At 68.5% G+C, this 26,196-nt stretch carries 26 protein-coding genes; 23 read left to right on the top strand and 3 right to left on the bottom strand.

Annotation, left to right across the window (positions count from 1 at the left end; genetic code table 11):
• Positions 1 to 53 precede the first annotated feature (53 nt).
• Positions 54 to 416, bottom strand: coding sequence for a winged helix-turn-helix domain-containing protein (locus tag ACFPFQ_RS07565; RefSeq protein WP_379616193.1), 363 nt, complete (start codon positions 414 to 416; stop codon positions 54 to 56).
• 115 nt (positions 417 to 531) lie between these two features.
• Here ACFPFQ_RS07565 and ACFPFQ_RS07560 point away from each other — a divergent pair, with 115 nt between their 5' ends.
• From ACFPFQ_RS07560 to ACFPFQ_RS07500, 13 genes are all read left to right on the top strand, one after another.
• Entirely contained in the window at positions 532 to 789 is a 258-nt protein-coding gene (locus tag ACFPFQ_RS07560) for a helix-turn-helix domain-containing protein (protein WP_379616192.1), read from the top strand.
• A gap of 20 nt (positions 790 to 809) precedes the next feature.
• Positions 810 to 1,025 (top strand): hypothetical protein, encoded by a 216-nt coding sequence (locus ACFPFQ_RS07555; RefSeq protein ID WP_379616191.1) that lies wholly within the window; start codon positions 810 to 812, stop codon positions 1,023 to 1,025.
• On the top strand, positions 1,022 to 1,495 hold the full coding sequence (locus tag ACFPFQ_RS07550) for a WhiB family transcriptional regulator (RefSeq protein ID WP_379616189.1): 474 nt from the start codon (positions 1,022 to 1,024) through the stop codon (positions 1,493 to 1,495). Before ACFPFQ_RS07555 ends, ACFPFQ_RS07550 begins: the two co-directional genes overlap by 4 nt.
• On the top strand, positions 1,492 to 2,211 hold the full coding sequence (locus ACFPFQ_RS07545; RefSeq protein WP_379616187.1) for a DUF2637 domain-containing protein: 720 nt from the start codon (positions 1,492 to 1,494) through the stop codon (positions 2,209 to 2,211). The genes ACFPFQ_RS07550 and ACFPFQ_RS07545 overlap by 4 nt, the downstream gene beginning before the upstream one ends.
• Entirely contained in the window at positions 2,208 to 4,223 is a 2,016-nt protein-coding gene (locus ACFPFQ_RS07540; RefSeq protein WP_379616185.1) for a TraM recognition domain-containing protein, read from the top strand. Before ACFPFQ_RS07545 ends, ACFPFQ_RS07540 begins: the two co-directional genes overlap by 4 nt.
• Positions 4,224 to 4,348: 125 nt before the next feature.
• Positions 4,349 to 4,600 (top strand): hypothetical protein, encoded by a 252-nt coding sequence (locus tag ACFPFQ_RS07535; protein WP_379616183.1) that lies wholly within the window; start codon positions 4,349 to 4,351, stop codon positions 4,598 to 4,600.
• On the top strand, positions 4,597 to 5,097 hold the full coding sequence (locus ACFPFQ_RS07530) for a hypothetical protein (protein ID WP_379616181.1): 501 nt from the start codon (positions 4,597 to 4,599) through the stop codon (positions 5,095 to 5,097). Before ACFPFQ_RS07535 ends, ACFPFQ_RS07530 begins: the two co-directional genes overlap by 4 nt.
• A complete protein-coding gene (locus tag ACFPFQ_RS07525) occupies positions 5,094 to 5,432 on the top strand; it encodes a hypothetical protein (RefSeq protein WP_379616180.1) in 339 nt (112 codons plus the stop codon). The genes ACFPFQ_RS07530 and ACFPFQ_RS07525 overlap by 4 nt, the downstream gene beginning before the upstream one ends.
• On the top strand, positions 5,432 to 6,106 hold the full coding sequence (locus ACFPFQ_RS07520; protein WP_379616178.1) for a hypothetical protein: 675 nt from the start codon (positions 5,432 to 5,434) through the stop codon (positions 6,104 to 6,106). The genes ACFPFQ_RS07525 and ACFPFQ_RS07520 overlap by 1 nt, the downstream gene beginning before the upstream one ends.
• The gene (locus ACFPFQ_RS07515; RefSeq protein WP_379616176.1) at positions 6,106 to 6,627 is read left to right on the top strand and encodes a hypothetical protein; all 522 of its coding nucleotides are present in this window, start codon (positions 6,106 to 6,108) and stop codon (positions 6,625 to 6,627) included. Before ACFPFQ_RS07520 ends, ACFPFQ_RS07515 begins: the two co-directional genes overlap by 1 nt.
• Positions 6,624 to 7,202 (top strand): hypothetical protein, encoded by a 579-nt coding sequence (locus tag ACFPFQ_RS07510; RefSeq protein WP_379616174.1) that lies wholly within the window; start codon positions 6,624 to 6,626, stop codon positions 7,200 to 7,202. The genes ACFPFQ_RS07515 and ACFPFQ_RS07510 overlap by 4 nt, the downstream gene beginning before the upstream one ends.
• 413 nt (positions 7,203 to 7,615) lie before the next feature.
• A complete protein-coding gene (gene mobF / locus ACFPFQ_RS07505; RefSeq protein WP_379616172.1) occupies positions 7,616 to 12,178 on the top strand; it encodes a MobF family relaxase in 4,563 nt (1,520 codons plus the stop codon).
• Between the two features lie 73 nt (positions 12,179 to 12,251).
• Positions 12,252 to 12,812, top strand: a complete 561-nt coding sequence (locus tag ACFPFQ_RS07500) for a hypothetical protein (RefSeq protein WP_379616170.1) — start codon at positions 12,252 to 12,254, stop codon at positions 12,810 to 12,812.
• Between the two features lie 1,185 nt (positions 12,813 to 13,997).
• Here the strand turns inward: ACFPFQ_RS07500 and ACFPFQ_RS07495 are convergent.
• The gene (locus ACFPFQ_RS07495) at positions 13,998 to 14,624 is read right to left on the bottom strand and encodes a hypothetical protein (protein WP_379616168.1); all 627 of its coding nucleotides are present in this window, start codon (positions 14,622 to 14,624) and stop codon (positions 13,998 to 14,000) included.
• Between the two features lie 484 nt (positions 14,625 to 15,108).
• On the opposite strand from ACFPFQ_RS07495, the gene ACFPFQ_RS07490 reads away from it, so the two are divergent.
• Together ACFPFQ_RS07490 and ACFPFQ_RS07485 are read left to right on the top strand one after the other, a co-directional pair.
• Positions 15,109 to 15,375, top strand: a complete 267-nt coding sequence (locus tag ACFPFQ_RS07490) for a DUF5710 domain-containing protein (RefSeq protein WP_379616166.1) — start codon at positions 15,109 to 15,111, stop codon at positions 15,373 to 15,375.
• A 662-nt stretch (positions 15,376 to 16,037) separates the two neighbouring features.
• A complete protein-coding gene (locus ACFPFQ_RS07485; RefSeq protein ID WP_379616164.1) occupies positions 16,038 to 16,658 on the top strand; it encodes a DUF305 domain-containing protein in 621 nt (206 codons plus the stop codon).
• Between the two features lie 1,106 nt (positions 16,659 to 17,764).
• Here ACFPFQ_RS07485 and ACFPFQ_RS07480 read toward each other — a convergent pair.
• Positions 17,765 to 18,532 carry a F510_1955 family glycosylhydrolase gene (locus tag ACFPFQ_RS07480; RefSeq protein WP_379616162.1) on the bottom strand — a complete coding sequence of 256 codons (768 nt, stop codon included), beginning with the start codon at positions 18,530 to 18,532 and terminating at the stop codon, positions 17,765 to 17,767.
• Positions 18,533 to 20,205: 1,673 nt separating this feature from the next.
• On the opposite strand from ACFPFQ_RS07480, the gene ACFPFQ_RS07475 reads away from it, so the two are divergent.
• The 8 genes from ACFPFQ_RS07475 (at position 20,206) to ACFPFQ_RS07440 (ending at position 26,131) form a co-directional block, all read left to right on the top strand.
• Positions 20,206 to 21,789: an ArnT family glycosyltransferase gene (locus ACFPFQ_RS07475; RefSeq protein WP_379616160.1), complete on the top strand. Its 1,584-nt coding sequence runs from the start codon at positions 20,206 to 20,208 to the stop codon at positions 21,787 to 21,789.
• Positions 21,786 to 23,081 (top strand): lipopolysaccharide biosynthesis protein, encoded by a 1,296-nt coding sequence (locus ACFPFQ_RS07470; protein WP_379616158.1) that lies wholly within the window; start codon positions 21,786 to 21,788, stop codon positions 23,079 to 23,081. Before ACFPFQ_RS07475 ends, ACFPFQ_RS07470 begins: the two co-directional genes overlap by 4 nt.
• Positions 23,082 to 23,435: 354 nt before the next feature.
• Positions 23,436 to 24,362 carry a decaprenyl-phosphate phosphoribosyltransferase gene (locus ACFPFQ_RS07465; protein WP_379616156.1) on the top strand — a complete coding sequence of 309 codons (927 nt, stop codon included), beginning with the start codon at positions 23,436 to 23,438 and terminating at the stop codon, positions 24,360 to 24,362.
• Positions 24,363 to 24,626: 264 nt separating this feature from the next.
• Positions 24,627 to 24,977 (top strand): DUF2933 domain-containing protein, encoded by a 351-nt coding sequence (locus ACFPFQ_RS07460; protein WP_379616154.1) that lies wholly within the window; start codon positions 24,627 to 24,629, stop codon positions 24,975 to 24,977.
• Positions 24,974 to 25,252 (top strand): SHOCT domain-containing protein, encoded by a 279-nt coding sequence (locus ACFPFQ_RS07455; protein ID WP_379616152.1) that lies wholly within the window; start codon positions 24,974 to 24,976, stop codon positions 25,250 to 25,252. Before ACFPFQ_RS07460 ends, ACFPFQ_RS07455 begins: the two co-directional genes overlap by 4 nt.
• 162 nt (positions 25,253 to 25,414) lie before the next feature.
• The gene (locus ACFPFQ_RS07450; RefSeq protein WP_379616150.1) at positions 25,415 to 25,579 is read left to right on the top strand and encodes a metal-sensing transcriptional repressor; all 165 of its coding nucleotides are present in this window, start codon (positions 25,415 to 25,417) and stop codon (positions 25,577 to 25,579) included.
• A 5-nt stretch (positions 25,580 to 25,584) separates the two neighbouring features.
• On the top strand, positions 25,585 to 25,794 hold the full coding sequence (locus ACFPFQ_RS07445; protein WP_379616417.1) for a hypothetical protein: 210 nt from the start codon (positions 25,585 to 25,587) through the stop codon (positions 25,792 to 25,794).
• 64 nt (positions 25,795 to 25,858) lie between these two features.
• The gene (locus ACFPFQ_RS07440; RefSeq protein WP_379616148.1) at positions 25,859 to 26,131 is read left to right on the top strand and encodes a cation transporter; all 273 of its coding nucleotides are present in this window, start codon (positions 25,859 to 25,861) and stop codon (positions 26,129 to 26,131) included.
• Positions 26,132 to 26,196 lie beyond the last annotated feature (65 nt).

Raw genomic sequence — 26,196 nt, 5'->3', positions numbered from 1 at the left:
TGACGGAGCAGCAACTACCACTGACCAGCACGGATGGCACCGACCGGTCTGGTTCAGCCCCGATTGAGGTTCGTGTGAGCTTCGAGAGCGGTCATGCGGGCGTCGAGGTCGCGAAGCGCGGTATGGACGGTCGCGCTCAGCTGTTCCAGGCGGCCCTCAATGTCATTCGCGGCCATGCGAGGACTGGCCGGCTCGGCTGTGACATAGACGGCCTTGCCTGGCTGTCCGATGACGAGGCCCTCGTCCCGGAGCTCGCGGATGGCGGCCCGGACAACGGTGGTCGACACCTCGTAGGCCTGGGTGAGCTTGGCCGTCGACGGCAGTTCCCCGCCCACGGGGTACGTACCGGCGCGGATTGCTCGCCTCAGTTCATCTGCGACCTGCTGGTACTTCGGCTGGCCGGTGTTTTCGGTCATCGGTTCCTCCGGGACTGGAGCGTACGCAGCTAGCCGCGGCGAAGGGCGGAGGCCAGTGCGAGTCGCAGCAGGAGGAGTCCTTGCATACCTTATGTGCAAGGTGCACTATGTACACATGGATGAGCAAGGAGGAGCACAGATGTCTATCGATCACGCACCTGTCAGCGGAACGACGTTCTACGACGTCCAGGAGGTCGCAGCGATGTTCAAGATGTCCCGAATGACCGTCTACCGCGCCATCGGTGCGGGGGAGATTCGGGCGGTCCGAATCCGTGGCAGGTGGCTCGTCCCTGCCCGAGTCATTGAGGCGCTCGTGGAGGGCGCTACCGGCAACGGATCGGGCGTCACTGACCACAAGATCGGCGGGCGGTAGTCATGGAGAGCGTTGGCCTGTTGATCTTTTTCGCTCTGGTTGCGGCGTTCATCTGCGCGAAGGTGCGGGTGGTCGCCGGGGCAGTGGTGTTCACCGTCGTCGCCTTGGTCCTGTTCGTCGGCACCCCAGCAGGCAACGGCCTGCCCAGCGCCGTGGCGAGCTTCCTGCACGCGGTGAACGGTGCCGCGACTCCGGTCCTGACGAAGACGGACCCGGGTTCGGAGGCCGTGGGATGAGCGCCGCGATCGAGTGGACCCGGCAGCTGCCGGTGGGGGATTGGCGCGCGCTGGCCGCGTGCCGTGATGTCGACCCGGACCTGTTTTTCCCGGTGGCGGAGTCCGGTCCGGTGTTCGACGAGCAGGTGGTCGAGGCCAAGGCGGTGTGCGCGTCGTGCCCGGTCCGGCAGCAGTGCCTGGAGTTCGCCCGGGATGCCCTGTCGGACGGGATCGCGGGCGGGCTGACGGCGCAGGAGCGGCGCGAGCTGCCTACCTCCGCATCGGGGCTGCGGTTTCAGCGCCGGGATGTATCACCGGCGACCGCGTCAACGGCAGAGCTTGCCGAGGCAGGTCGAGCGGCGATCCGTGCCGGTCAGCTGGTGCGGGAGGTGGCTCGCGAGTTCGGGGTCACCGTCCGCACCGCGCAGCGATGGGCCACCCAGATAGCCAACGAGGCCGCGGCACAGCGTGATGTGCGGGGTGTCGCATGAAGGCCCGGACAGTGCTCTACCTGCTGCTATTGGTTGTCGCCGCGGCGGCTGCGGTGCTGTCGTTCGCGGCCTTGCGGGATCTGGCGTTGACATGCGGTTTCGCCGCGTGGTTGGCGTGGCTGCTCCCGGTCGTCGTGGACGCCGGCGCCGCGTCCGGGTCGCTGGTGTGGCTCGGCGGCTGGGCCGCGCTATCCGCCCGCCGGTTCGCCCGCACCCTCGCCCTGACCCTGCTGGGATTGTCGGTCGCGGCGAACGCGCTCGGGCACGGCCTGGCGGCGTTCTCGCTGGCTCCGCCGTGGTGGGTGGTGGTCGTGGTCTCCGCGATCGCCCCCGCCGTGCTCGGCGCGGTGGTGCACCTCGCCGTCCTGGTCGGGCGCCCAGCCGAGCCCGCCACGTCACCGCGCGACGACGACGACGAGGACGACTTGTCGGAGGTGCTCGACGAGCACGGCCTGTCGCGCTACTGGGACCACGCCCCGCCCACCGAGCAGACCGTCGAGCAGCAGCGTGTGGAGCAACTGATCGCCGCGGGTGTGGGTCGGCGGCGGTTGTCGAGGGAGCTGGAGATCAGCGAGTACGAGGCCCGGCTGTTGCTGGAGCGCACCCGCAACCAGCCGCAGCGCACCGGCCAGAACGACGACGCGGAATCCGACGTCGACGAGCACGAGCTCGAGGTCAACGGAGCAGTTCTGACAGGAATGGAGGGACGGTCATGAGCGGATCAACACTGCTGGTGTTCGCAGTCTCAGCCGGGATCACGGTGCTGCTGTGGAAGCGCCGTGCCCGCGGGATGGCCTTCGGCGCCGGCCTGTTCACCCTGCTCCCGGCCGGGACGCTGCTGCAGCAAACCCCGTGGTGGATGTATGTCCTGCTCGCCGGACCGGCGGTGGTGTGGGTGCGACACCGCCGCGCCCGCACCGCGTCCACCGTGACCCGGTGGGGTGCCCGGTCCCGTCGCAACTCCGGGGTCGCGACCAGCGGCGACATCTGGAAGGTCGGCTCCGCAGTGGCACTGCGCCGCCAGGCCGCCACGGTCCGCCCCTCCCTGTCCACCACCAGCCGGGTCGCGCGGTACCGACAGCTGCTCGCCCTGCCGGCCTCTGAGATCGGGGTGGCGCTGTGCAAGGTCGGGGTGTTGAAGGTGTGGGCGTCGTGTGAAGACGTCGTCCTCGGCTTCGGCGGCCCCCGGGTCGGGAAATCGCAGTGGCTGGCCGGTCGGATCCTCGACGCCCCCGGCGCGGTCCTCACGACCTCCACCCGCATCGACCTGCTCACGCAGACCGGGCCGATGCGCGCCCAGACCGGCCCGGTCTATGTGTTCAACCCGGTCGGGCTCGCCGAGCTGCCGTCGTCGATCACCTTCGACCCCCTGACCGGGTGCTGTGATCCGGTCACCGCCGCCGAGCGTGCCGCCGACATGATCGCTGCGAGCAGCAATGGGGGGAGTGAGGAGCGGGAGTTCTGGAATGACCAGGGCCGCCGCAACCTCGCCGCCCTCATGCACGCCGCCGCCCTGGGCGGACGCACTATGGCCGATGTTCAGAAGTGGCTGGCCGATCTGCAGGGCTGCCAGCGTGAGGTCACCTCGCTGCTGCGCAACCACAGCCCGGAGCCGGCCTCTGTCGAGGTGATCACGCAGTTCATCGAGACCAACGACCGCACCCGCACCTCCATCACCTCGACGATCATGCCCGCCCTGGGCTGGCTCACCCAGCGCCCCGCCCGCGAGGCCGCCAGCGGAGCAACCCCGTTCGACGTCGAGGCGCTGCTGGCGTCGAAGGCGACGGTGTATCTGCTGGGTGGCGAGGAGTCCCAGGTCTCGCCGCTGGTGTGTGCACTCACGGGCTATATCGCTCGGGAGGCCCGCCGGATCGCCCTGCTCACGCCCGGCGGCCGACTCGACCCGCCCCTGACGCTGGCGTTGGATGAGGCGGCGCTGATCTGCCCGGTCCCGTTGCATCGGTGGACCGCGGACATGGGCGGGCGCGGGGTCACGATCATCGCGCTGTTCCAGTCCCGCGCGCAGCTCTTGTCCCGCTACGGCAGCGACGACGCGGCAGTGATCCTCAACAACGCCGGCGCCAGGATTGTGTTCGGTGCCGGTGACCGCGACGACCTGGACTACTGGTCCACCCTGGCCGGTGATCGGGACGAGCCGATCGTCACGACCGACACCCACGGGCACGTCACCTCCCGGACCGTCCGGAAGGTCCCGGTGCTGTCGGCGTCGCAGTTGGCGAACCTCAACGGGCGGGTTGTGGTGTTCCGCCGTCGCATGGCGCCGGTGGTGGGGAAGGCGGAGCAGGCGTGGCAGCGCCGCGACGTCCGCGCCCACCACACCCCCAACGCGCTCAGCATCCGCGTCCCGGCCGCGATCGCCCGCCACACCCGCAGCGGGCTGGCCTGGACACGGCAGCGGGCGCAGGCCGTCCCGGTGCTGTGGGCGGCGCTGCGCAGCCGGTTGCGGATTCTCGGCAACGACCAGGCCCCGATCGAGCGGACCGCCCAGACCCGCCCGGCGATCACCGCGGCACCGGTGAAACCCGCCCGCGACAGCGCCACCGTAACGGTCATGCCCGCGCCGTCATGGCTACGCCCCGACGCGCAATGGCAGCCGCTCGACGCCGGGCCCGCCGAGCAGACCGCCAACGGCCTCCCGAACGGTCACTCCAACGGCCATGACGGCAGCAACGGCCATGGCCCAGCGGAGCCGGGGCGGTGGACCTGATGCCGCCCCCGGACCGGGCCCGTTCGCGGGCCGCAGCTGGACACCAGCCCGGCGGTTTCTTCCGCCAAGACGTCCCCGCCGGGCTGGCTCTCCCCAACCACCACGAAGACAGCGAGGAGACCGCGATGGTAGAGCCCGACCCCACCCCCACACCGCCTGCAGTCCCGCCCACCATCCGGGAGGTGGCCGAGCTCCTCGCCCGGCTCCGCCCGATGCGGGAGGCCGGCTGGCAGGTGGACCCGGCCGAGCTGGCGGCGTTCCAGGCCGACAAGGCCGCGCTCCTGGACCGCATCACCGCCCACACCATCACCCAGACCAGTGGCGACACCGCCGCCGACAGTGGCGGGGTTGAGGACGGGTCGGAGGCCCGGTCATGACCCGCCGCCGCGAACCCGCCCTCGGCGCAGCGCGGGACCAGGCCGGGCGGGAGGTCGCGGTCCTCGCGGACGGCCCGTGGGCGCGGCACTGCTACTGGCGCGACGACCTGGAAGGGATGCAGGCCGCCACCCGCGCGAAGGGCTACCCCGACCAGCACCCCTCCGCGCAGCACCGCGGCTATCAGCCGACGGAGGACTACGAGCCCGCGGCTGGACCCGATACGGATGCGCCGCGCCGGTTGTGGCGCTACCAGCCACCCGCCGCCACCGCCTGGCCCGCCGGAGTCCCGCAACCGGCCCGGCGCCCCGACCCCACGGGCACGCCTGCGGCGCCTGTCGTCGCGGTGCCGGTGCAGCGGGATCGGGACAGCGCGCAAGCGCAGGACACGACCGACCGGGCGCGGCTACACCTGGTCTGGGCAGCCGATCAGCACGAGCACAGCAGCCACGAACAGGACCGGACGGCAGGACGGGTGGACGAGGGGAGCCTGTGGTGACCACCCCAAACGAGAGCATCTCCCGCTACGGGAGCGACCGGGCACTGACCGGGCAGGACCGGGTGACCGCCCAGCCCGGAGAGCGCGCGACGTTCACACTGACCGAGCTCCTGGCCCTCAACGACGCGTTCGACAGCCACGACGACGCCGAGGTCGCCCGCATCCTCGCCACCGGCCCGCCCGCCGACGGCTGGGGCCGAACACCCGCCACATCGGCGGGAGCGCAGCAGGCGCAGGCGGAGTTGCAGGCCCGCGAGGAGCTGCAGCGCTGGCACGCCGCCGACCGAGACCTGTTGGCCGCGAGCGCGGATGAGTACGCGGCGGGGTGGGGCTGATGGCTGCCACGGATCCGGAGGAGAAGGTGCGGGCACTGGCGCGGACCTTGGAGCGCCAAGCCGGCAAGGTCGAGGCATTGGAGAAGTTGGTGCGCCAGCTCGCCACCGACATCACCCACCGCGCCCAAGCAAACCCCGACGCAGACCCGGCACCCATCACCGCTCCCGCTCCCGCTCCCGCTGTGGCGGGGGAGGGCACAGCAGCGCCGGCGGCGATGGTGTCGTGGCTGCTGGTCGAGGACCCGGCGTCCGCGGTCGCGGCGGTCGCGGCGTTGATCGAGTGGGTCGACCGGGTCTATCTGCGCTATCCCGACGCGCACCTGTCGACATGCTGGCTGTGGCACCCCGAGGTGGTGGAGGAGCTGTGGTGGCTACGCGGCGCCCACCTCGACGCCTACGACCCCAAGTTCGGATCGTGGTTGCGGGTCGGAGACTGGCACGACCGCCAACGCCCCGGCGTGATCCGCCGGATCGCGAAGGTCGTGATGTGTGAGCTGATGCTGCACCAGCCCGGTCAACGCGAGTCCCACCCGCCGCTGACCGCACCGCTGGCGGCGTTCGGGAACGAGGTCGCCACCGCCTGGGCCACCAACGGGAACCGGGCGCCGGAGCCCAACCTGATCCAGCTGGTCGAGGCCAAGGCGTACTTCCTCGCCGTCCTCGGGAGGCACTGATGAACCGCGACGGAGACGCCGAGGCGTTCGCCGCCGAACAGAGCGGCCCCGACCCCACGGAGATCGCAGCGTTCGGAGCTGCGTTCACTGACGCTGAGCGTGGCGAGCACGAACTGCGGGTGCAGGCGTGGGCCGAGGAATGGCAGGCCCGTCATGAGGCAGCACGGCCCCGTGCCGGTGATCGCGTGATCTTTCTGTCCGAGCGGGCGGCCTACGTGCACGGCGACGACGGCGTCATGCGGCGCGATGACAGCCCCGAAGCCCGGGCTGAGATTGACCGCCGCGTCGAGGACCGGGCTCGCCGTGAGCGCGAGTTGCTCGCCGACCCGGACTACGCGCGGGCGCAGGCCGAGTACCAGCAGGACGCTGCGGCGTGGCAGCAGGAGCAGTGGCGCTCGGAGATGGACCTCGACGAGCCCCGGGGCGCGACGGAGGAGAGCGAACGACGGGCCCAGCTCGCCCGCTGGCACGCCGACGACCAGGCAGCCGCTGTGACCGACGGGGAGGTGTCTGAGCGATGAGTGCTGCCGCCGAGGATCGAGCCCCGCACGTCATGGCCGCCCGACAGTGCTCGATCCCGGGCTGTGACGGTGCGCATCTGGCGCGGGGGTGGTGCCGGACGCACTACGTGCGCTGGCAACGCCACGGTGACCCACTCGCCGCCGTTCCGGTCGTGGCGCGGGTGCGGGATCAGGTCACCTACGCCGCGGCCCGCAGGCTCGTGGTCGCCGCCCGCGGCGCGGCCGGGCAGCACCGGTGCGCGGATTGCCAGGACGCTGCGGTGCTGTGGGCCTATGACGGGACCGATCCGGACGAACGGGAGGAGTCTGGTCGGGGGCGGCGGTTCAGCGCGGATCCGCAGCGGTACCGGGCGCGGTGTCGCTCGTGTCACCGCCGCGCCATCCAAAGCCACCGCCCGCCACTGATCTCCGGTAGGGATGTCGATCGGGTCGTGCGGCTCTACCGAGCCGGCGCCAGCGCCCGCGGGATCGCCGCACTCCTCCGCGTCAGCCCGGGCGCGGTCCTCACGACGCTGCGCGCGCACGGCGTCGCGATCCGCCCCGGCCTCCGCCGCGGCGCCCACACCGGTCAGTGATCCACACGCGCCAACCCAGAGCACCCATCAACGCTCGCCACAGAGCCCACTGAACACGCAGCACCAGCACTACAAGCACGCCCAACCAAGCACCAGAACGACCAGTCAGACAGCACCACGAGCACACGAACGAAGAACCACGAACAACTACACAAGCAACCACAAAGATGAAGCGGACCATTGCATCACGATCCGATGGTGGCTGGCGCGAGCCCTACGGGCCCGCGCCAGCAGCGGATCAACCCGCCCGTTCAAGATCATCTAATCGGGCGCTGCGGGCACTGAGAGGCCGCTGAAAGGCCTCCTGCCCAGCGCTACCGCCGTGCCGGTCAAAGCGCCTCGCCACAGCGTCTCGGGTGCGGCCCGAGGCATCCACGCACCACTACTGAGGGGACAGGACTGCCATGTTGAGGATGCGCACCGGGCACGACATCGACTACTACAGCGATGCCGTTGGGAAGGCGCCGCAGCGCGGGTTGGACGAGTACTACACCGGTGCGGTCGCCGCCGGTGAGCCCGCGGGGCGCTGGTTCGGCCGCGGTGCCGATCGGCTCGGCCTGGCCGGTGAGGTCGACGCTGAGGTGATCAAAGCGGTGTTCACCCACCGCTTGGACCCGCGGGATCCGAACGTCGCTTCTCGTGAGACGTGGCATCAGGCGGCCCGGTACGGGTCGCCGCCGCGGAATTATCGGAAGGCTGACGAGATCTACGCCGGCCTGCTCGACAAGCACCCCGACGCGGGCCCGGAGGAGCGTGCGGAGCTGCGCGGGCAGGCGGCCCGGTCGGCGCGGGAGTCGGTGTCGTTCTACGACGTGGTCCTCTCCGCGCCGAAGTCGCTGACGTTGTTGTGGGTGGCGTGCGAGCGCGGCGCCCACGACGCCGACCAGAACGGCGACACGGCTGGAGCCGAGCAGTGGCGGCAGGTGGCGGCGACGATCGAGGACTCGCTGATGGTCGGGCACCGCGCCGTGCTGTCGTTCCTGGAGTCCAACGCCACCTTCGCCCGCGCCGGGCACCACGGCGGTGGGGCGGGGAAGTGGCTGGATGGTTCCGGTGGTTTGATCGCGGCGCAGTGGTTGCAGCACGACTCCCGTGAGCATGATCCGCAGCTGCATGTGCACGGCACGGTCGCGAACATGGTCGAGTGCGACGACGGGAAAGTCCGCGCCCTGGACTTCACCCTGTTCACCCAGTGGCACGACGCCGCCGCCGCCTACGGGGAACGGGTCGCCGAGGCTTATGCGGCGCAGCAGATCGGGTTGTCGTGGCAGACCCGCGCCGACGGGAAAGCCCGGGAGGTGGCCGGGGTCGAGATCGCGGAGTCGATTCTGTTCTCGAAGCGGACGTCGGCGATCACGCCGGCGTTGGAGGCGAAGATCGCGCAGTTTAGGGCGGAGACCGGGCGGGATCCGTCGAAGCGGGAGCGGACTGGGCTGGCCGAGCAGGCCAGCGTGGTCACGAAGCAGTCGAAGGTGTTCGGCGGCGAAACCCGCGACGGGCAGTTGTCGCGGTGGGCGGCGGAGTACGACGCCCACTTCGGGCGCACCATGACCCACATCGCCACCACCGCCCTCGCCGCGGGCGAACAAGCCACCGCCGCATTGTGGTCCGAGCGTGACGTGATCTCTCGGGCGTTGGGGGAGATGGAGGAGTCGCGGCAGTCCTGGACCCGCTCCAACCTGATGCTCGCCATCTCCAACGCGCTGCCCGGTGATCTCGGGGTGGACACCGAGCAGATCGAAGGCCTGCTGGAAGGCCTGACCGACCGCGCCCAGATCCTGGCCCAGCACCTCAACCCGCGGACCGGCCCGGAGGGTCTGGATCCGCAGTACTACCGCGCGGACGGGGAGAGCGTGTTCGTCAAACCCCACGCCCAGCGCTACGCCACCGCCAACCAACTCCTCGGGGAGGAGGAGCTGCGCGCGGCCGCGGTCCGCCGCGGCGCCCCGACCTGGACGAGCGAGCAGGTCGACCAGGTCATGGACGTCCTCGCCCGGGGCGGGCGCGTGCTGGGTGTGGATCAGGCTGCTGCTCTTCGGGGGATCCTCACCTCCGGTGCCGCGGTCGAGGTCCTCAACGCCCCGGCCGGGACGGGGAAGTCGTTCCTGGTCGGCACCCTCGCCGACACCTGGCCACTCACCGGACAGGGCCTGCCCGACCCGTCGCCCTCACCGGGCGACACCACCCCGAACCCCGACCCGACCCCTGATCCGGGTCCGTCGGAGCAGCCGGTGGGGGAGGGGCTGCGAGTGTTCGGGATCGCGGCCGGGCAGCGCCAGACCGACATCCTCGCCGAGGAAGGCGTCACCGCCCGCAACATTCGGCGCTGGCTCGACACCCAACACCGCCTCGCCGACGACCGCCCGGTCGGTGACGACCACAGGTTCCGGCTACGCGCCGGGGATCTGCTGGTGGTCGACGAGGCCGGGACCGCATCGACACCGGACCTGGTCGCGATCCACCGCTTCTGCGAACTGGCCGGGGCGAAGCTGCTCCTCGTGGGCGATCACAAGCAACTCGTCGCAGTCGGTGCGGGTGGCGCGTTGGCTGACATCACCGACCGCGGGATCGCCTACGACCTGGCCGAGGTCCGCCGATTCCACCAACCCTGGGAAGCCACCGCCTCCCTACGTCTCCGCGACGGGGACCAGGGTGTGGTGGACGAGTACGCCAAACACGGGCGCCTGATCGACGGGGGCACCCCGGAGCAGGCTGAGGCCGCTGCCGCGCGGGCGTGGCTGGCCGCGACACTGGACGGCAAGGAAGCACTGTTGACCGTCGGCAGCAACGCCGCCGCGGCGCGCACCTCGAACCAGCTACGCGCCGAGCTCGTGCGCCTGGGCCAGGTCGCCGACGAGGGGGTGCCGCTGGGTATGCCCGGGTGGGAAGGCTCCATCGCCGGGGTCGGGGACCTGGTCCAGGCCCGACGGAATGCGTGGCATTTGGATGGGTGGTGCGGCAACACCGAGGCCCCGATCAACCGCACCGTTTACCGGGTCACCGGCCTGCGTGCCGGTGGTGGGCTGAGCGTCGCCCGGGTCACCGGCCGCGACGAGGACGGGGCTGAGCAGCTGGCCGACCCGATTCAGCTCCCGGGCTCCTATGTGGGCGAGCAGGTCACCCTGGCCTACGCCTCCACCGCGCACGCCGCGCTGGGCCGCACCGTCGGGGTCGGACTCGGCGTGCCCGCCCCGGGCACCGACGCGGGCGCCGCCTATGTGATGTCGACCCGCGGTCGGGACACGAACCTGCTGTTCATGGTGACCCGCAACGTCGCCGACTCCGCCGCCACCGGTGAAACCCACAAGGTCGCCCAGCGCAGCCCCGCCGAGATCCTCGCCGACATCATCCGACCTCCCGACCTGGACCGGAACCGCACCGCGCTCACCGAAGCGGAGGTCGCGGCCGAGCAGGCCCGGTCCACCAGCGCGCACCTGGACCCGATGCTCGCCGTGATCGAGGAGTCCACGCCTGGGCGGGTGGAGGGCTGGCTCGATCAGCTCGCCGCGACCGGGGCGCTCCCGGAACACCACCGGATCGGGTTCGCCGCCGACGAGGCCCGCACCTCGGTGGAGCAGCTGCTGCGCACCGCCGAGCTCGCCGGCCACGACCCCGCGCAGATCCTGTCCGACGCGGTCACGACCACGTCGCTGGACGGGGCGGCGTCGGTGGCGCAGGTGCTGCACTTCCGCATCCGCGCCGCCCTCAAAGACCAGTTGGCCCCGCAGGTATCGAGCTTCGCTGATTTGCTGCCGCGCCACCTCACCGAGCAGACCCGGGCCGGGCTCGAGGCACTCGCCGACGCCGCGGACACTCGCCGAGCTGAGCTCGGCGCACTCACGGCGCTCGATCCGCCGCAGTGGGCCCGCGAGGCCCTCGGCCCGGCCCCCGATGTCGCCGACGATCCGGACGGGCGCGCACGCTGGGAGGAGCGGGCGGGATGGGCGGCGGCCTATCGCGAACTCGCCGACCACACCGCCGAGCAAGACCCGCTCGGTGCCGCCCCGCCAGCGGGGCTCCCGGAGACGCACGCCCTGTTCCGCACCGCGCACGCCGCTCTGGACCTGCCCACCTTCGGCGCGGAAGAGGAGACCATGTCGGAAGGGCGCCTGCGGGCGCGGATCGCGGCGTGGGAGCACGAACTCCGGTGGGCGCCCCGCTACGTCGCCGACGAGCTGGAAGCCACCCACGACGCCCTGCGCACCGCCCGCGACGACGCCACCCTCTGGGCGGCGCGCGCCGAGGTCGAAACCGACCCGAAAACCCGCGAAGAACTCCGGTCAGCGGCCGAGCACGCGGCCGCGCAGGTCGAGACCCTGGCCGAGCAGGTCCGGGATCTGGAGTTCGCCGATGAAGCCCGGGATTTGTGGCGGATGGACAGCATCGTGACCCGCGACAACGCCGAACGTGCTCGGGTCGCCGCCGGGTGGCGCGGTATCGACCTCGACCATCCCGGCGAACATGTCACCACCCAGGACTGGCTCGACGCCCAGGCCGCCGACCACGCCGCCAGCGACGCCGAACGCATCGTCACCGAGGTCGACCTCTCGACCGACGAGACCACCCGCGACATTGCCCCGCCCGATCAAGGCGAGGATCTGCAGAACCACGGCCCACTGGAGGTCGAGACGCACTGGGAGCGTGCCGATCCCGACCACGACCGTCTGGAGTCTCGGGATCCGCGGCTGGTCGAGAATGTGCCGCCTGTCGATCTGCGCCAGGTCTCCGAGCCCGACCCGCGTGAGCGCACCGATCCCGAGCAGCGCCGCCGTGTCCCACCCCGTGACGAAACCACCGCCGCGGTCACGCGGGCGCGGGTGGCGTTCAACGAGGTCGCCGACCGTCGCAGCGCCGAGCAAGCCAGTCTCGTCGAGCACGATCCGGTCGAGCGCGTCGACGATGACGATCTCTACCGCTCCCACCCGCCCGTCGATGATGCGGACGCGGGCCGGGACGAGGACTCGCTGGCCCGCTGAGCAGCACGACGAAGTGTCGGTGGCCGGTGCGACCCTCGACGGTGCCCACGTGCATCGCCGAGGGGAGCCCGCCATGGCACAGCCGGACGTCTACCTGCTCACCGCTCACGAGCCCTACACCGACCCGCGCCACCCGGTGCCGATCAACTCCCTGATCGTGCACGCGCTGACGCTGCTGCACCCCGACGTGCCCCAGCCCGACGGCGGGATGATGTATCGCTGCCTCACCGAATTCCCCCACCGCCGACCCGGCGAGATCGTGCCCGTGTCCACGCTGACCTACGAACTCGCCGGCGGCGACCTCTGGCCCCAGATCGGCGACTGGGAAGCCGTCACCGACGCGCTTGTGGCGGTCTCGCGCGCCAGCCGGTGTGACGCGATGACGCTGGGCCTTCCGCAGATTCCCTTCTTCCTACTGTCGATGGGCCCCTACACGAACAACGTCCTGCATCGCCCGGACGGAACGACGGAGCACCGCGGCCCGGAACATCGCCAACACGAACTCGACACCCTCGCTGAGCACCTGCGCCAGTTCCGGGCCAGCGGCCCGCTCTGGCCCGGTGACAACCTCGTCACCCCGCCCAACCGTCCAGCGGTACTGCCCTACCAGCCATATCGATACTCGCACGCCTGAGAGGCCCGAGATCGCTCGGCCCATTCTCCGACCTGCAGAGGAAGGTAAGGTCCTGCGGACCCCGGCGACGACAAGCGTCGCTCAATGATTCAGGTACCGACTTCCGTCCAGATCGCTAGCGTTTTGCAATGAACGGGCGTGAGGGATTGCAGGGCACAATGCTCAGGTCAGCAGGTCCCGGCTGCTCAGTTCGGCCAATAGCCCCAGCCGATGAGCTTTCCGATGGCGCCCGGATTGATCGTTGCGCAGGCTGTTACTTCAAGTCCGGTCGTATTAACGACGTAAACAAAATTGCGTTGGCGCACTTATTCTGAACGCTGTAGGAGAAATGCCCATGGCTCGCCGGGTCCGGCCCAGAATGGCGGACGCCGCACTTTCCAGGGTCCATCAGGGCGGTCTGGGTCCGAGCTGCAGCAGTGCTTGGCGATGAGACGGCGCTGGCCGCGGAAGCGACCCCGCTACCGGCGGCCGTCATGGCGACCGTAGCTACCAGCGTGACGATTCATGTCGTGAACTTTCGCATACCAGCGATGGTAATGGCGACGGCGGTGATGGAAAGGATGATTTTTCTTGCCGTTTATAGCGGTTGATGGTGTAAACCGGCCACGAGAGCCGTCGGGTCGATCGTGGCAGTGCCGCAGATCGCATGCGCAGAGTTCCTCCCCCCGGACTCGGGGGATCACCGTGCGGCCGCCCATCGGCGCGCTCTAGCGATGAGGTCGGCTGCCTCACGACCGACCGCGAGCGGCTCAGGGCGGACGCCGTCACGGCGGCGCTGTAGATCAGCCTGGTCGCGTTCCGTCATGAGGTGGGCTACGTCTAGATGTTCGCGATGGACGTCGCAGGCGAAGCCCTTGCCGACGACATGACGGGGCTTGTCGTGGTGGCGTAGCCCAACCCATATCGGTACCGCCAGGCACAGGGTGGGAGGGAGAAGCGGCTCGATCCGGTACCCGCCACAGCCAGCGGCAGTCCATTGAAAGGTTCCGCGGCCCCGTGTCTCACCGGTCATCGTTGCTGCTCCCCAGGATGTGACGACATACCCGCGGGGGAGCGCGGATGACCCACAGCACGCTACCCGCCCACGGATGCCTGGTGCAGATCGAATCGGGCTCCAGGAAGTCCACTGGTCCGGTACGCCTCACGGGACCTGGCCGGAGCGCAATTCTTGACCGACGATGGCCGCTATTCCACACCCGTCCGATCCTTCAGCGCCCCCAATTTCGTTCCGAACATGTAGTACAAGGCCGCAAAGACGTTCATCTGCTCGGGCACGTCGAGATCGGCAAACTCGGCGGCAACGTCCGTTGGGTCGAGATCGTCGGCTGCGGTGGTACGCAGATTGAAGATTGACTTGGCAGCGTCGTGCTCGCGGTCTGTCACGTCGATCGGTGTGATTGCCCGGAGGTCGTACGCGGCGGGTAGGGGGTTGTGGACGAGCTCGGCTGGATAGCGGGCAGCCATGATCTTCAGGGCGGTGTTGACGACGTGAACTGCCAGTGTCGGGCCCATTCGAAGGTTTTGGACGAGATTCAAGAGCTCGTCGACTGCGACGACGTCGTCTTCGATGCTGATCGGAGTGTTGATGTCGGTGTCGAGACGCTCCATCGAGAACGCGATGTTTTCCAGCACTTTCCCCGGTGCGACGATCATCCGCTCGCCATCGTTCATGCTGGCGCGCGGGTGGTACTGATCAAGTAGCTCGCTGGTTTGTTGCTGCGCTTGCCGATCATCGTCGCGCCGTGCTCGTCTACGGAACCACACCGGACGTCCCCCTCTGCTGCGGCCGGCCCGGACTGTCCGTGCGGGCACGAAAGGAGCGTAGGTCGCAGTACCCCGCGGGCGTGGCCGTTTCGCAAAGCTGCCCAACGCGGCGAAGCGGCGCGGCAGCGCAAGAGATCTCGGGGCGCTGCCCCGAACCCCGGCCCTCGCTCCAATGGTGCCGGCCAACTCGTGGACGTCCGGATACGTCGTGGTTGAGGTGTGGGTGGTGGGGTCGTGTCTCCAGCGTCGATCGGTCGCCCTGAAGGGATGCCACACCGTCAGCAGGGGCCGCAAGGCAAAGATGCGCCCAGGCAGTGAGCACGAGGCCAACTACACGCCTCGCGCCCACCACCCGCGACGCGCCTTGCACCCCCTGCTGACGGCGCGGCGTTGCTACGCACGCCCGATCGACGATGGAGCCACTCAGCCCGGAGACCGTCGCGCGGCGGATGCGCTCGTTCCGGTCCGCGGTGTCGGTGGCGGATGCGACTCTGACCTGGGGATGTGACATCGAGCGATCGGGGCAGCACTCATGGTCGAGCACCCAGCACCAGCGAATCCGCGACCGGGCTCGACGCCGTCACGGTCGGGCGAGGGGGTCTGGTTGGACGTGCCGTACGCGGACAAGGACGCGGCGAAGTCGTTCGGTGCCCGGTGGGATCAGCAGGTCAAACGCTGGTACGACCCCCGCCCACCTACGGCTGGCCTGCAGCGGTGGGCGGCGTTGGCGGAGGTGCCGGATCTGTTGCCGGGGGAGGACCGCTCGTCACCCCTACAGGTCGGCGGCCTGTCACCATGAGCACGCCGACCGGGACACAATCCGCGACAGCGGAAGGAGCGAGCCGCTGACGCCGTGGGCACCAGGAATGTGCCGCCGCAAGCACCGCCTCGCGATCGGTCGTTGCTACCGCCACAGACTGCTCCATACCCCACCGGGCTATCCTGCCCTGGTGATGTTGATGCGGCGCTTGCCGTGGGGGCGGATGCTCCTGCTGGTTGTGCTACTGCTCGGCGTCGTGGCGATGCACGCGACGGTCGCGCCCGGAATGCCCGCGCACGATCGGGCGGATCACGCCTTGGCCCAGTCTTCGCCTGCAGGTGCCGGCGACGCCGCAATGCGCAGCATCGGGGCAGGCCTCGATACTGCGCAACCGATAACGGTGATGGGCGCTACTAAACCTCCTCCGCCCATGCCCGCGTCTATGCTCCATGAGCTGCTGCATCTATGCCTCGCGGTGCTCGTGGCTGCGATCCTGCTCGGCCTCGCGATGGCTGGCTTCCTGGCATGGGGTCGGCGCGATAACACTCCCGCTCCGCGCGCGCCGGCGGTCGTGATTGTCCGGCCACGGTCGCCACCACGAATGGCTGTCAGACTCGCTCAACTCTGCGTGTTGCGGAACTGATCAGCCAGCTCACCCACTGGCTCGATCCGTTGTGCACATTCGCAGAGGAGTCCATCGAATGAACCGCAAGACCAGTATCAGCATGCTTGCAGTCGCGTTCGCCGTGGTGATTGTCGCGGGCTGCGGCACGGCTGCCTCGCCGTCGTCCTCGGCCGCCGGCGGCACGTCGTCGGCGGCGCCCGCGGCTACGCTACACAACGACGCCGATGTGGCGTTCGTGAATGGGATGATCCCGCACCACATGCAGGCAGTCGCGATGTCTCGACTCGCGGCAGGGCGTGTCGCTTCCTCGAAAGTCAGCGAGCTTGCCGCGCAGATCACCCAGGCGCAGGGCCCGGAGATCACTCAGCTGCAGGGCTTCCTCCAGGCCTGGAACGTTGCTGCGGCCCCAACCGGCTCCATGGGGGGAACGTCTGGAATGGCGGGTATGGAGCACGGTGGTGCGACGTCGGGGATGATGTCGGATCAGCAGATGCAGCAGCTTGGTGCCGCGAATGGAGCGGTGTTTGATCGGATGTTCTTGCAGATGATGATCGAACACCACACCGGCGCTGTCGCCATGTCCCAGGCCGAGGTACGTGACGGACAGAGCTCCGACGCCAAGGCCCTGGCGCAGAAGATCATCGCCGCGCAGCAGGCCGAGATCACCACGATGCAGCAGCTACTCCCCACGGTCTGATCGATCCCGGTGGGCCCGGCATCCTCAGCCGGGCCCACCGTTCGTGCGCGCGCCGACTCACCAGGCCACCTTACGTCTCGAAGCGGACGCGGAGGGTGATTGTAGTGGCCGCCGGTGGCGTCGGTTGCGTCGTGAATGCCGCCGGCAGTGTGGAGGGTTCCACAGCTGTTCTGGTCGGGGGATGCCCGGGGTCCAGATGCGGCGCTGCCAAATCACGTACGCAACCTGCATTGCCGCGGCATGGGTACGAAACCATCCCGCCGCGCGCTATCCGATGTCCAGCGCCAGCCAGCTAGTGAAACGGCCGGCAGTGCCGGGAAAGACGTCGTAGGCTCGTCCCAGAGGGTGTCGCTTTCTGGCTGGCCGGGCGTGGAGAGTAACAGCCGGTCGATCGGGTGATCAGACCCATGCGTAGCCCGCCGAATGTGATCTCGGCCTGGGTGAGTGGGAGGCGTGTGGTGGACGTGACGCAGCCGTTGGTCGTGGGTCGTCCTCGACGCAGCCACTCGGCCCGCCAGGTGCGGCGGGGACTGCCCCAGCGGGGCCGGGCTGGGTGCATCCGGGCGTCCAGCTGGGACGGGCAGAGGGCGTTGTCGAGCTGAGGATGGCCAGCAGGTCAGCCGCGTCCTGTTCCCATTTGGCGTAGGCCATCGGGAATCCTGACTGTTGCACGGATTACGCAGCCTGCCACAGCGGCATCGTCGTCCAATCAGGAATAGCGACCAGACGGTTAAAGAACTGGGCTGCGGCAGACTCCGCGTCAAGGACATGGCTGGGACTGCCCCAGCCGTGTGATGGGCGTTGCTGAAACAGTCCCAGCGAGTCACGATCACCGTAGGGGAGGTTGCGCAGCCCGGACTCCTGCATTGCGGTGAGTGGCGCGATCCACTGCCCCCGCTCGGGGACCTGCAAGGTGCGCCGGTCGCGACGATGGCCTCGGCGTTGCGGATCTGGTCCTTGCTGGCCGCTCCTGTGGTCGGCCACACCATCCACGCCAGGCCGGCCATGCCCAGAGCGGCGGGCCCCACGATCACGGCGATGGCCGCCGAGACGACACCCAGTAACGACATCCCCGGCGAAGCGCAAGGGCGGCAGCGCTGGGGAGCTCAGCTCGACGCGGCGAGGAGTTTCCATGTCCGACCCGTGTCCTCAGTGGAGTGCACCCCGTCATCGGTGGCGACCACGTAGCGTTGGGGCCCGAGTACGGAGAACGCCTGCGGTGTCCTGCCGATGGACCCTCCGCGCGACCACGTCCCGTCGATCGAGGTCCAGACCGTCCCGGTCCGATCCATTCCGGCCAGGACGGTGTCACCGCCGCCCCCGGTGCGAGGAGCGTGGTCCAGAACGACCAGCGGTTGGGGGGGCTGCACGGGCGCCAGAGCGAAGGTGTTCCCGCCGTCGTCGCTACGCAGCAGGCCGGTGGCGGTGGTGGCGAGAACGCGCCGCAGGTGGTCGGGGTCGACCGCGAGCGAGCCAACGTCCGGGAGGTGCGCACCGCGTTGCCAGGTGGTTCCGGTGTCGTCGCTGCGCATCACTGCTGCCGTTGCCGAGTCCCACCCGTACACCGTTTCACCTGCCACGGACAGGGCATGAAAGTCGGCCTGCCCTGGCAACGCGACCGCAACCCAAGTGCGGCCGCCGTCCTCGCTGCGCAGAAGACCGACGTTCGACGGGCCGCCCTCGCCCGGGCCGGGGTGTCCGCTTGCCAGGAACCGGTTCGGCCCGATCACTGCGAAACCCATGGTGTCGGGAAATCGATTGACTCCGTCGGGTTGATTCACGCGGCGCGGAACGACCGCCCCGAGGCGAAAGAGCCCTGTATGTGTGGCGGCGTAGACGGTGCCGTTCTGCGGATTGTTCGCCAGTCCGTGCACGTGTCCGAACCCGGTTCCAGACGGGACCTGCGCGTCCGGTGCTGGCGGGCCGCATCCGGCGATCAGGGCACCGGCAAGTAGGGCGATGGCAGCGCCTGCGTGGGCGTGCTTAGGTCGATCGCGAGACATGGTGGCCTTCGAGGTGTCGCTGCTGCGGCAGGCCGCTCACGCGGCTGCGCTGCGCTGGTCTGACAGGTACGCGAGGCGGCTGAGTTGATCGACAAGTAGCTCCCAGTGACCCGAAGGGCACGAAACCGCTCGACCACGGGATCGTTCGACCTGTAGCCGCGCAGGATGGGACCTCGGCCACATCACTGACGCAGCACACAGAATCGGGACCGCATCGGGACAAAGAGGAGTCGCAAATCGTCGCGTGGTTGGGGGTAGGGGCGAGGTCTTGCACGAGTACCGCCGCGGCTTCGGCGGGTGCCGGATTCGTAACATCAACACAGCCACGTGAGTGCACAGCAGAAGAATGCAGCCTCCCAGAACGTCCGCGATGCCCATGCCGTGAGACGGCGCCATCCACTTCACGGGACTGGAGGCCGTGCCGAACTGACCGTCGGTGCTTTGGCGCTCAATATTTGAGATGTGCACAGAGGCGGCTGGCGGGAGATGCCCTGTGTGGTCAGCTGTCGGGTCGCAGTGTTGGAGTGCGAGCACGCCGGCGATGAGCAGGAGCGCGAGGAGCGAGACGACGACGAAGCGGCCGGTGCCGTAGGACTCTCCGCTGGCCAGCATCGTCAACGATGATGCCGCATCGGCGCGCAAAGGGGGAGTTGGCGATTGCACTCAAGCCTCACGGCTCGTGGCGTACCCGGGGGTCACGAGATCGCCATGACGTGTCGACGAGGTGCGGGGTTATCGGTCCCGGAGCCGCGAGAGGTGGCGCCGTGTGCGCGCGAAGGACGTCTAGGATCACGCGCGCGCCAGGGTGGTGTTGTCGCGATGAGGTTCATTGGCAGCCAGGTGAACGGCGAACCGGTCTCGATCGTGACTGAGCGTGGCAGCAACGTGACGATCCTAATCCTAGTAGGTGACGCATCGTCAGGACGGTAACCGTACGTCGCAGATGAACCGTCGCGAACGCCGGCCGGTTGCTCAGCGTTGTCACAGCACCTGTTGCGTAGGCTTTAGGTCATGCTCGCCGCCCGCGCTGATCGCCCCGTGCGGGCATGGCCGAGGGCTTGCACGCTGGCGGTCGTCGTGGGATTACTCCTTGCCCTGTTCGCGGCGTGTTGCTGCGCCGAGGAGGCGACGTCCTGGGCCGCGACACCTGACCCGGCCACCATCGCGTCACTTGAGCCGCCGCACGAAGCCTCGGCTGGTGGCGGTCACGGTGTCGATCGGGTTGCTGACATCGAGGCTTCGGTACAGGTAGGGGCTGAGGAGAGCTGCGGCGGTGCGGGCGCCGTTGAGGCCGCCACGACAGTCCACCCGACCTCGACCGGCATCTGGTCACAGGGTGGCCGCGCGCCGGCAGCTCAACTTGAGCTGGGCGACGGCCCTGCGCCGCCTGACCTACTCCTGCCGCTGCCACCGGTTTCGCATCTTCTCTGCGTGATGCGCACATAGGAGACCTCGCCGCGCCCGCACATCCCGGGCCGGGCTCGAGCGTCCCCACGTGTCCCGCACCGTCGGCAGCCGACGGTGTGTTCGTCAGGAGAACCGCGATGCCACCTGTCCGCACCCCCAGCAACAGCACTGCGGTAACCGAGGAGATCCGCCTGCCCGCTGCCGCCGGCCCCCGCCTTCGAGACGACCGATTCGGACGCCTCGTGCTCGGCGTTGTTGCAGTCGTCACGACCTTGTCCGCGATCCGTGCGTTACTCCCGATGCCCTGGCTCGGCGATATCTGGCGGCCCGCCGACACCGCCACGATTGCCCGCAACTTTTACCGCGGCGGTATGAACCTGTTCTTCCCACAGATCAACTGGGGCGGGAACGGTCCGGGGTACGTCGAAGCAGAGCTCCAGCTCGTCCCGTGGCTCGCAGCTGCGGGGTATCACCTCGTCGGCGAGCACGCGTGGGTCGGCCGAATGATCTCGGTGGTGTTCACGATCGTCGCCGTGCTCGCCTTCTGGGGCCTGGTGCGGCGAATCCTGCCACCGACGCCGGCCCGGTGGGCGTTGCTGGCGTTCGTGGTGTCGCCCGCTGTCATGACGTGGGGCAACGCCTTCATGCCTGATATCACGGTGCTGGCCTTCTACGTGCTCGCGCTGCTGGGGTTTCAGCGGTGGCTCAGCGAGGACCGCGGGGTCTGGTTGGCAGCCACCGCCGGTGCCGTCGCGGTCGCGGCGTTGGTGAAACCGACATCGTTGCACGTCGGACTGGTGCTGCTGATCTGGCTGTTGCTCGCCGACCGGCGACGTTTCCGGGGACCGATGCTCTACGTCGCGGCGGTGGCCGCTGTGGTTCCGGTCGCGGTCTGGCTGTGGCACGCGAGCAACCTGTACCGGACCTATGGCAACACCTTCGGGGTTATCTCGGGTGGGGACAGCAAGTTCGGCAATCTCGCGCTGTGGACGTCACCGCTGTTTTGGACGGGAAACGCCACGATCGAGACGATGCTGGTGTTCGGTGTCGCCGGTGTCCCGTTTGCGGTGCTCGGCGCGTGGACGGCGTGGCGCGCTCGTGGGCCGGTTGTGTTAGCCGCTGGCATCCCGGCCGTTGCAGTGTTCTATGTCGCCGTGGCCCGTTACAGCATGGAGCTGGGTCCGCAATATCACGTGTTCTCGCTGCCGTTCGCCGCGATCGTGGTCGGACTCGGTGTGACCGCGGCAGGGCAGTGGCTGAGGCGGCACGAGGTGCGGCGCGGATATCGCGGTCTCTTGGCCGTGGTCGCGGTCGTGGCGCTGTCCGTAGCGAGCATCACGGTATTCGCGCAGTCGTTCGTCGACCGCAGAGGCGTACTCGCCGGGTGCGCACAAGTCCTGCAGTCCAAGTCCGCCCCCACTGATCTTGTGATCGTCGCTACGAGCAGCGTCGCGGTCGATCGCGGGACGTCGAACAACTTCGAGGAGCCCACGGTCTTCTACCTGGCCGACCGCAAGGGGTGGAGCTTGCCGGCCGATCGTCATGACCCGGCCCTGGTCGCGTCCTATCTGGCTGCTGGGGCCCGCTGGTTCGTCGAACCCGACCCGTCGCTGCTGCCCCCGGGTGCGCCGCTGACACGGTGGCTCGCCGAGAACGCGCAACAGGTGCGCTCGGTAATGGTTGGCGGCTGCGATATGTGGTCGCTACGGACACGAACGTGATCACCGGTCAACCACCGGAGGCCGATCGGGCGACGCCCAAATCGCGCTGGCGATTGAGGGGGCTGGAGCTCAACGCCATCGCCTTGATGGCCTCGTCCGGGATGACCGCGCTGTTCGGCCTCGTGTTCTGGGCGGTCGCTGCCCGCTACCCGGCCGAAGAGGTGGGCCGTACCTCTGCCCTGATCTCGACGGCCATGATGCTCAGCACCGTGGCCGGGCTTGCGGTCGGCCTCGTATTTGCCCGATTCCTCGGCTCGGTAGGGCCGCGAGCGGGTCGCATGGTGCTGGGCGGGTACGTCGTGACGGGCGTGATCGCGCTTGTGCTGGGCGCAGGGTTCGTAGTCTTGTTCGCCGACGACGCTCTATTTGCCTCGACCACGGAACGGTTCGCGTTCCCTCTGCTCGTCGTGGTCCTGGCGCTTTTCACGCTGCAGGACTGGGTACTGATCGGCCTGCAGGCCGCCCGATGGGTGCCGGTTGAGCAGTTGCTGTTCTCCGGCATCAAGTTCGGTCTCGTGTCGATCTTCGCCGTGTCCGCGCTGCGGAACGGCATTGTCATCGCCTGGGTCGCGCCGTCGGCCTTGGCTGTTGTCGTTGTCTCGGCCGTGCTGTTTCTGCGCGTCCTGCCCAGGCGTGTTGTCGTCGAGGGTGCCGTGGCGCTGCCGGGGCGCCGGACGCTGGCGAGGTTGATTGCGGGCGAATACGCTGAGGGTGCGATGGCTGTCGTCGTGCCGCTGTTGATGCCGCTCATCGTGGTGACCCAATGGGGGACCCAGGCTAATGCGTACTACGCACTACCTTGGCTGATCTCTGAAGCTGTTGTTTCCTTGATGTGGAATGTGTCGTCGTCCTACCTCGCCGAGGCATCGAACGACATCGGGAACATGGCTGCACTAACGCGCCGCACCGCCCGCCTGCTCGCCCTGATCGCGCTCGCCGGGACCCCGTCCCTGTTCTTCGGGGCGCCATTGCTGCTATCGTTGCTGCCAGGGGCCTATGCTGCCGAAGGCACAGTGCTGCTGCAGATGATGGGGTTGGCATTACCGCTGGCCGCTATCGGCAGCTTGTACGGAGCGATCCTGCGCGCACGACAGCAGGTCGGTCGCATGGTTGCCCTCCAGCTCGTTAACGGGATCTCCGTCGTGGCGCTGGCCCTCGTGCTCGTGAAACCCTGGGGAATCACCGGGATCGGCGTAGCCTACCTGGCATCAGAGGCGTTGTGCTTCGCGATCGTACTCGGACCACTCGTGCGAAATATCCGGCAGCGACCGGAAGTCAACCCGACCAGCTGACCAAAATGGAAGGAAGTCGTCCGATTTTCGACTGATCCGGCATGTTTCGAGCATGTCGAAGAAAAGGCCCGATCGTCAAAGTCTCGAACGCATCGTAGACTGCTTCGTAGTTCACGTCCAGATCAGTTGCCGTGGCGGGAATCGGGGTTCTAGGGCAAGGCGGGGTCGCGGCATTCGCGTCCATTAATATTTGTCCCGGAGTCGCAGTATTGAGCCGTAATTCCGCCCGCTGGCCGGGAGGGTTACGTGCGAGTGTGGCCGATGTGACATGAGTAGAAGGCAGACGAGTTCGTGACTGATATCCGGTCCGCGGCGCAGACCAACCAGCATGGCGCGCTCCCGGAAGGCAATCCGATGACGAGCACCGACGTGCCCGCGCAGCAGGCGGAGCAGCCTCCGCACCTCGGCCCGCTCAAGGTCGCCCGTGGCGTACTCAAGACGATGCGCCCGCGCCAGTGGGTCAAGAACGTGCTCGTACTCGCCGCACCGTTCGCCAAGGGCGATCTGTTCGGCGGCTCCATCGGGCTGCACCTGGCCATCGCGTTCATCGCGTTCTCGCTGGCGGCGTCGGGCATCTACCTGATCAATGACGCCAACGACGTCGAGGCCGACCGCGCACACCCCAAGAAGCGCAACCGGCCCATCGCGGCCGGGATCGTGCCGGCCCGGCTCGCGGTGGTCGTCGCGGCGGTGCTGCTGGTGGGCTCGCTCGCGCTGTGCCTGCTGGCCAGCGTCAACCTGTTGGTCGTGCTGGCCGTGTACATCGCGGTGCAGCTCGCGTACTGCTTCGGGCTCAAGCACCAGCCCGTGCTCGACATCTGCGTGGTCGCGTCCGGCTTCCTGCTGCGGGCCATCGCCGGTGGTGCGGCCACCGGCATCCCGCTCTCGCAGTGGTTCCTGCTCTCGGCAGGGTTCGGGTCGCTGTTCATGGTGGCGGGCAAGCGCTACGCGGAGATGATGCTCGCGGAGCGCACCGGCGCCAAGATCCGCAAGTCGCTGGAGAGCTACTCGGCGTCCTACCTGCGGTTCGTCTGGGCGCTCTCGGCCACCGTGCTGATCATGACGTACTGCCTGTGGGCGTTCGAGATCCGCGACGCGCACCACAACTCGGTGTGGTCGGTGATCTCGATCGTGCCGTTCGTCGTGGCGGTGCTGCGCTACTCCGTCGACGTCGACGGCGGCCGTGGCGGCGCCCCGGAGGACATCGCGCTCGGCGATCGCGTGCTCCAGGTGCTCGCACTGGCCTGGATCGGCACGCTCACCTTCGCCGTCTACACGTGAACGGTGGCAGATACTTCATCGGATTGGATGTGCTGCAGATGGCGCCGGGCGCGGAACTCGCGCCCTGGCGCTCGTCGTAGTTCTCGGTCCGGACACGGCCGAGCCGCCCTGTCCAGCAGACCTTGCTGCTCAACTCAAACGCCGAAGCCGTCGACCCCGTCACCCACGGTGCTGCTCGTGCTCAGAATCGGCAGATCGGGACCTTTGGCCCGTGAAGCAGGGGCCGAGGACCGAAGCGACACCGAGCCGGCAAGGACACCATGAGTGGTAGTTCGGCGCGTCGAAGAGAGGTTCGGTGATGAAGCGTTTTCGACCGCTCTACGTCAACCGCTCTACGTCATCGTTGCGGCGATCCATTTTGTGGCGGCGATCGCGCTGAGCGTCCCCACATCGAGTCTGTGGATCGTCGGTTTCGTGGTGCTTTGCCCATTAATGATGATCTTCATGATGGGTGGCATGCACGGCGGTGTCGGCCACGGCGGGCGCGGCGGCGACAGCGTGGGCCGTGTCGATGCCGCCAAGGATCACTCCGCACTCGCGGCGGGATCGCCGACCTCTCGGCACGCGCTGACTGCTCGACAACAACCTGATCGACTGAGGGAGTGCTTGCGATGATGTGGTGGTACGGCAACGGCAACGGCAACGGGATGGACGGTTGGGGCTACGGGCTGATGGCGGTGAGCATGGTGCTGTTCTGGGGACTGGTCATCTACGGCGTGATCGCCATGTTCCGCTACCTCGGGCGCCAAGAACGCTCGGTGGCGGCCACGCGGCCCGTCCCGGAGCAGGTGCTGGCCGAGCGATTCGCCCACGGCCAGATCGACGAACCGGAGTACCGGCAGCGGTTGGACGCATTGCGCGGCGGGCCCCGACCACTCGTCAAGCCCTGACGCTCCTGGTCGGCATCGCGAGCGCGCGGGGTCGACCCTGGTGAGCTTGCAGGTCGGCAGCCGGATCCCGCACTCATAGATGAGCCAGTTCCAAACTCCTTACCCAGTATGGGTTTACAGATATACCCCCCGGGGGTATAAAGATTGGGGAGAGAGGCTGACGTGGCTGGCTGCATCGACGGCAAGGACGCGCTGCTCACCCGACTGCGGTGGGCCGAGGGCGAGGTACGGGAGCCTGCAGCGCAAATGGTCGATTCCGATAGCTACTGCATCGACATACTGACCCAGGTCGCTGCCGCCGCCAAGGCATTGCAGCGGTCGAGCTGACGTTGATGACCGCTGGTCCATGGCAACCTCCGCGCTGCGGGCGGCGCAATCTGGCTGTACGGCGCAAATATATGGCGATCAAGCCAGCTCATTCAGCGATCGTCTACACCGCCCAACCGCTCATTGCCGGCGCCGTGATGGCGCTGTCCCCGGTGTTCGTGGTCAGCAACAGCCTGCGGCTACGCCGGTTCCGCACCGTGTCGACCCAGCCGTGACCGAGCGCACCTGCCGGCGGACCACAACCGAGATCGACGACCTGGCCACCATGAGGAGCTCCCGATGACCGTTGCACAGACCGCTGTTCTTGAGGTCTCCGGGGTGCAATGGGCCACGCAGAAGGCAACAGTCGAGGCCGTCTTGGGGCGTCGGCCGGGGGTGCGGTCCGTCGACGCCAACCCGGTCGCGCAGACCGCCACCATCAGCTACGACCCGGCTGAGACCTCGGTGGCCGAGCTGGCCAACTGGGTGCGCGACTGCGGTTACCATTGCCAAGGCCAATCGGTGCCGGCCCACGTGTGCGACCCGCTGATCGAACCGACTGCCCACATCTGAGAATGACAACCCCATCTGGCCCCACTGTGATGGTCTGATCTGGCCCCACCCTGGCTCGTGCGGGG

This window comes from Pseudonocardia sp. GCM10023141, assembly GCF_042653605.1.
This window is presented reverse-complemented; position numbering and strand designations above follow the sequence as displayed.

Coding starts and splice junctions, on each gene's coding strand:
- ACFPFQ_RS07565 (WP_379616193.1), bottom strand. CDS start 416: ATGACCGAAAACACCGGCCAGCCGAAGTACCAGCAGGTCGCAGATGAA.
- mobF (WP_379616172.1), top strand. CDS start 7,616: ATGCGCACCGGGCACGACATCGACTACTACAGCGATGCCGTTGGGAAG.
- ACFPFQ_RS07515 (WP_379616176.1), top strand. CDS start 6,106: ATGAACCGCGACGGAGACGCCGAGGCGTTCGCCGCCGAACAGAGCGGC.
- ACFPFQ_RS07535 (WP_379616183.1), top strand. CDS start 4,349: ATGGTAGAGCCCGACCCCACCCCCACACCGCCTGCAGTCCCGCCCACC.
- ACFPFQ_RS07455 (WP_379616152.1), top strand. CDS start 24,974: ATGATGTGGTGGTACGGCAACGGCAACGGCAACGGGATGGACGGTTGG.
- ACFPFQ_RS07560 (WP_379616192.1), top strand. CDS start 532: ATGGATGAGCAAGGAGGAGCACAGATGTCTATCGATCACGCACCTGTC.
- ACFPFQ_RS07545 (WP_379616187.1), top strand. CDS start 1,492: ATGAAGGCCCGGACAGTGCTCTACCTGCTGCTATTGGTTGTCGCCGCG.
- ACFPFQ_RS07510 (WP_379616174.1), top strand. CDS start 6,624: ATGAGTGCTGCCGCCGAGGATCGAGCCCCGCACGTCATGGCCGCCCGA.
- ACFPFQ_RS07440 (WP_379616148.1), top strand. CDS start 25,859: ATGACCGTTGCACAGACCGCTGTTCTTGAGGTCTCCGGGGTGCAATGG.
- ACFPFQ_RS07465 (WP_379616156.1), top strand. CDS start 23,436: ATGACGAGCACCGACGTGCCCGCGCAGCAGGCGGAGCAGCCTCCGCAC.
- ACFPFQ_RS07485 (WP_379616164.1), top strand. CDS start 16,038: ATGAACCGCAAGACCAGTATCAGCATGCTTGCAGTCGCGTTCGCCGTG.
- ACFPFQ_RS07445 (WP_379616417.1), top strand. CDS start 25,585: ATGACCGCTGGTCCATGGCAACCTCCGCGCTGCGGGCGGCGCAATCTG.
- ACFPFQ_RS07540 (WP_379616185.1), top strand. CDS start 2,208: ATGAGCGGATCAACACTGCTGGTGTTCGCAGTCTCAGCCGGGATCACG.
- ACFPFQ_RS07520 (WP_379616178.1), top strand. CDS start 5,432: ATGGCTGCCACGGATCCGGAGGAGAAGGTGCGGGCACTGGCGCGGACC.
- ACFPFQ_RS07530 (WP_379616181.1), top strand. CDS start 4,597: ATGACCCGCCGCCGCGAACCCGCCCTCGGCGCAGCGCGGGACCAGGCC.
- ACFPFQ_RS07550 (WP_379616189.1), top strand. CDS start 1,022: ATGAGCGCCGCGATCGAGTGGACCCGGCAGCTGCCGGTGGGGGATTGG.
- ACFPFQ_RS07475 (WP_379616160.1), top strand. CDS start 20,206: ATGCCACCTGTCCGCACCCCCAGCAACAGCACTGCGGTAACCGAGGAG.
- ACFPFQ_RS07490 (WP_379616166.1), top strand. CDS start 15,109: ATGGTCGAGCACCCAGCACCAGCGAATCCGCGACCGGGCTCGACGCCG.
- ACFPFQ_RS07500 (WP_379616170.1), top strand. CDS start 12,252: ATGGCACAGCCGGACGTCTACCTGCTCACCGCTCACGAGCCCTACACC.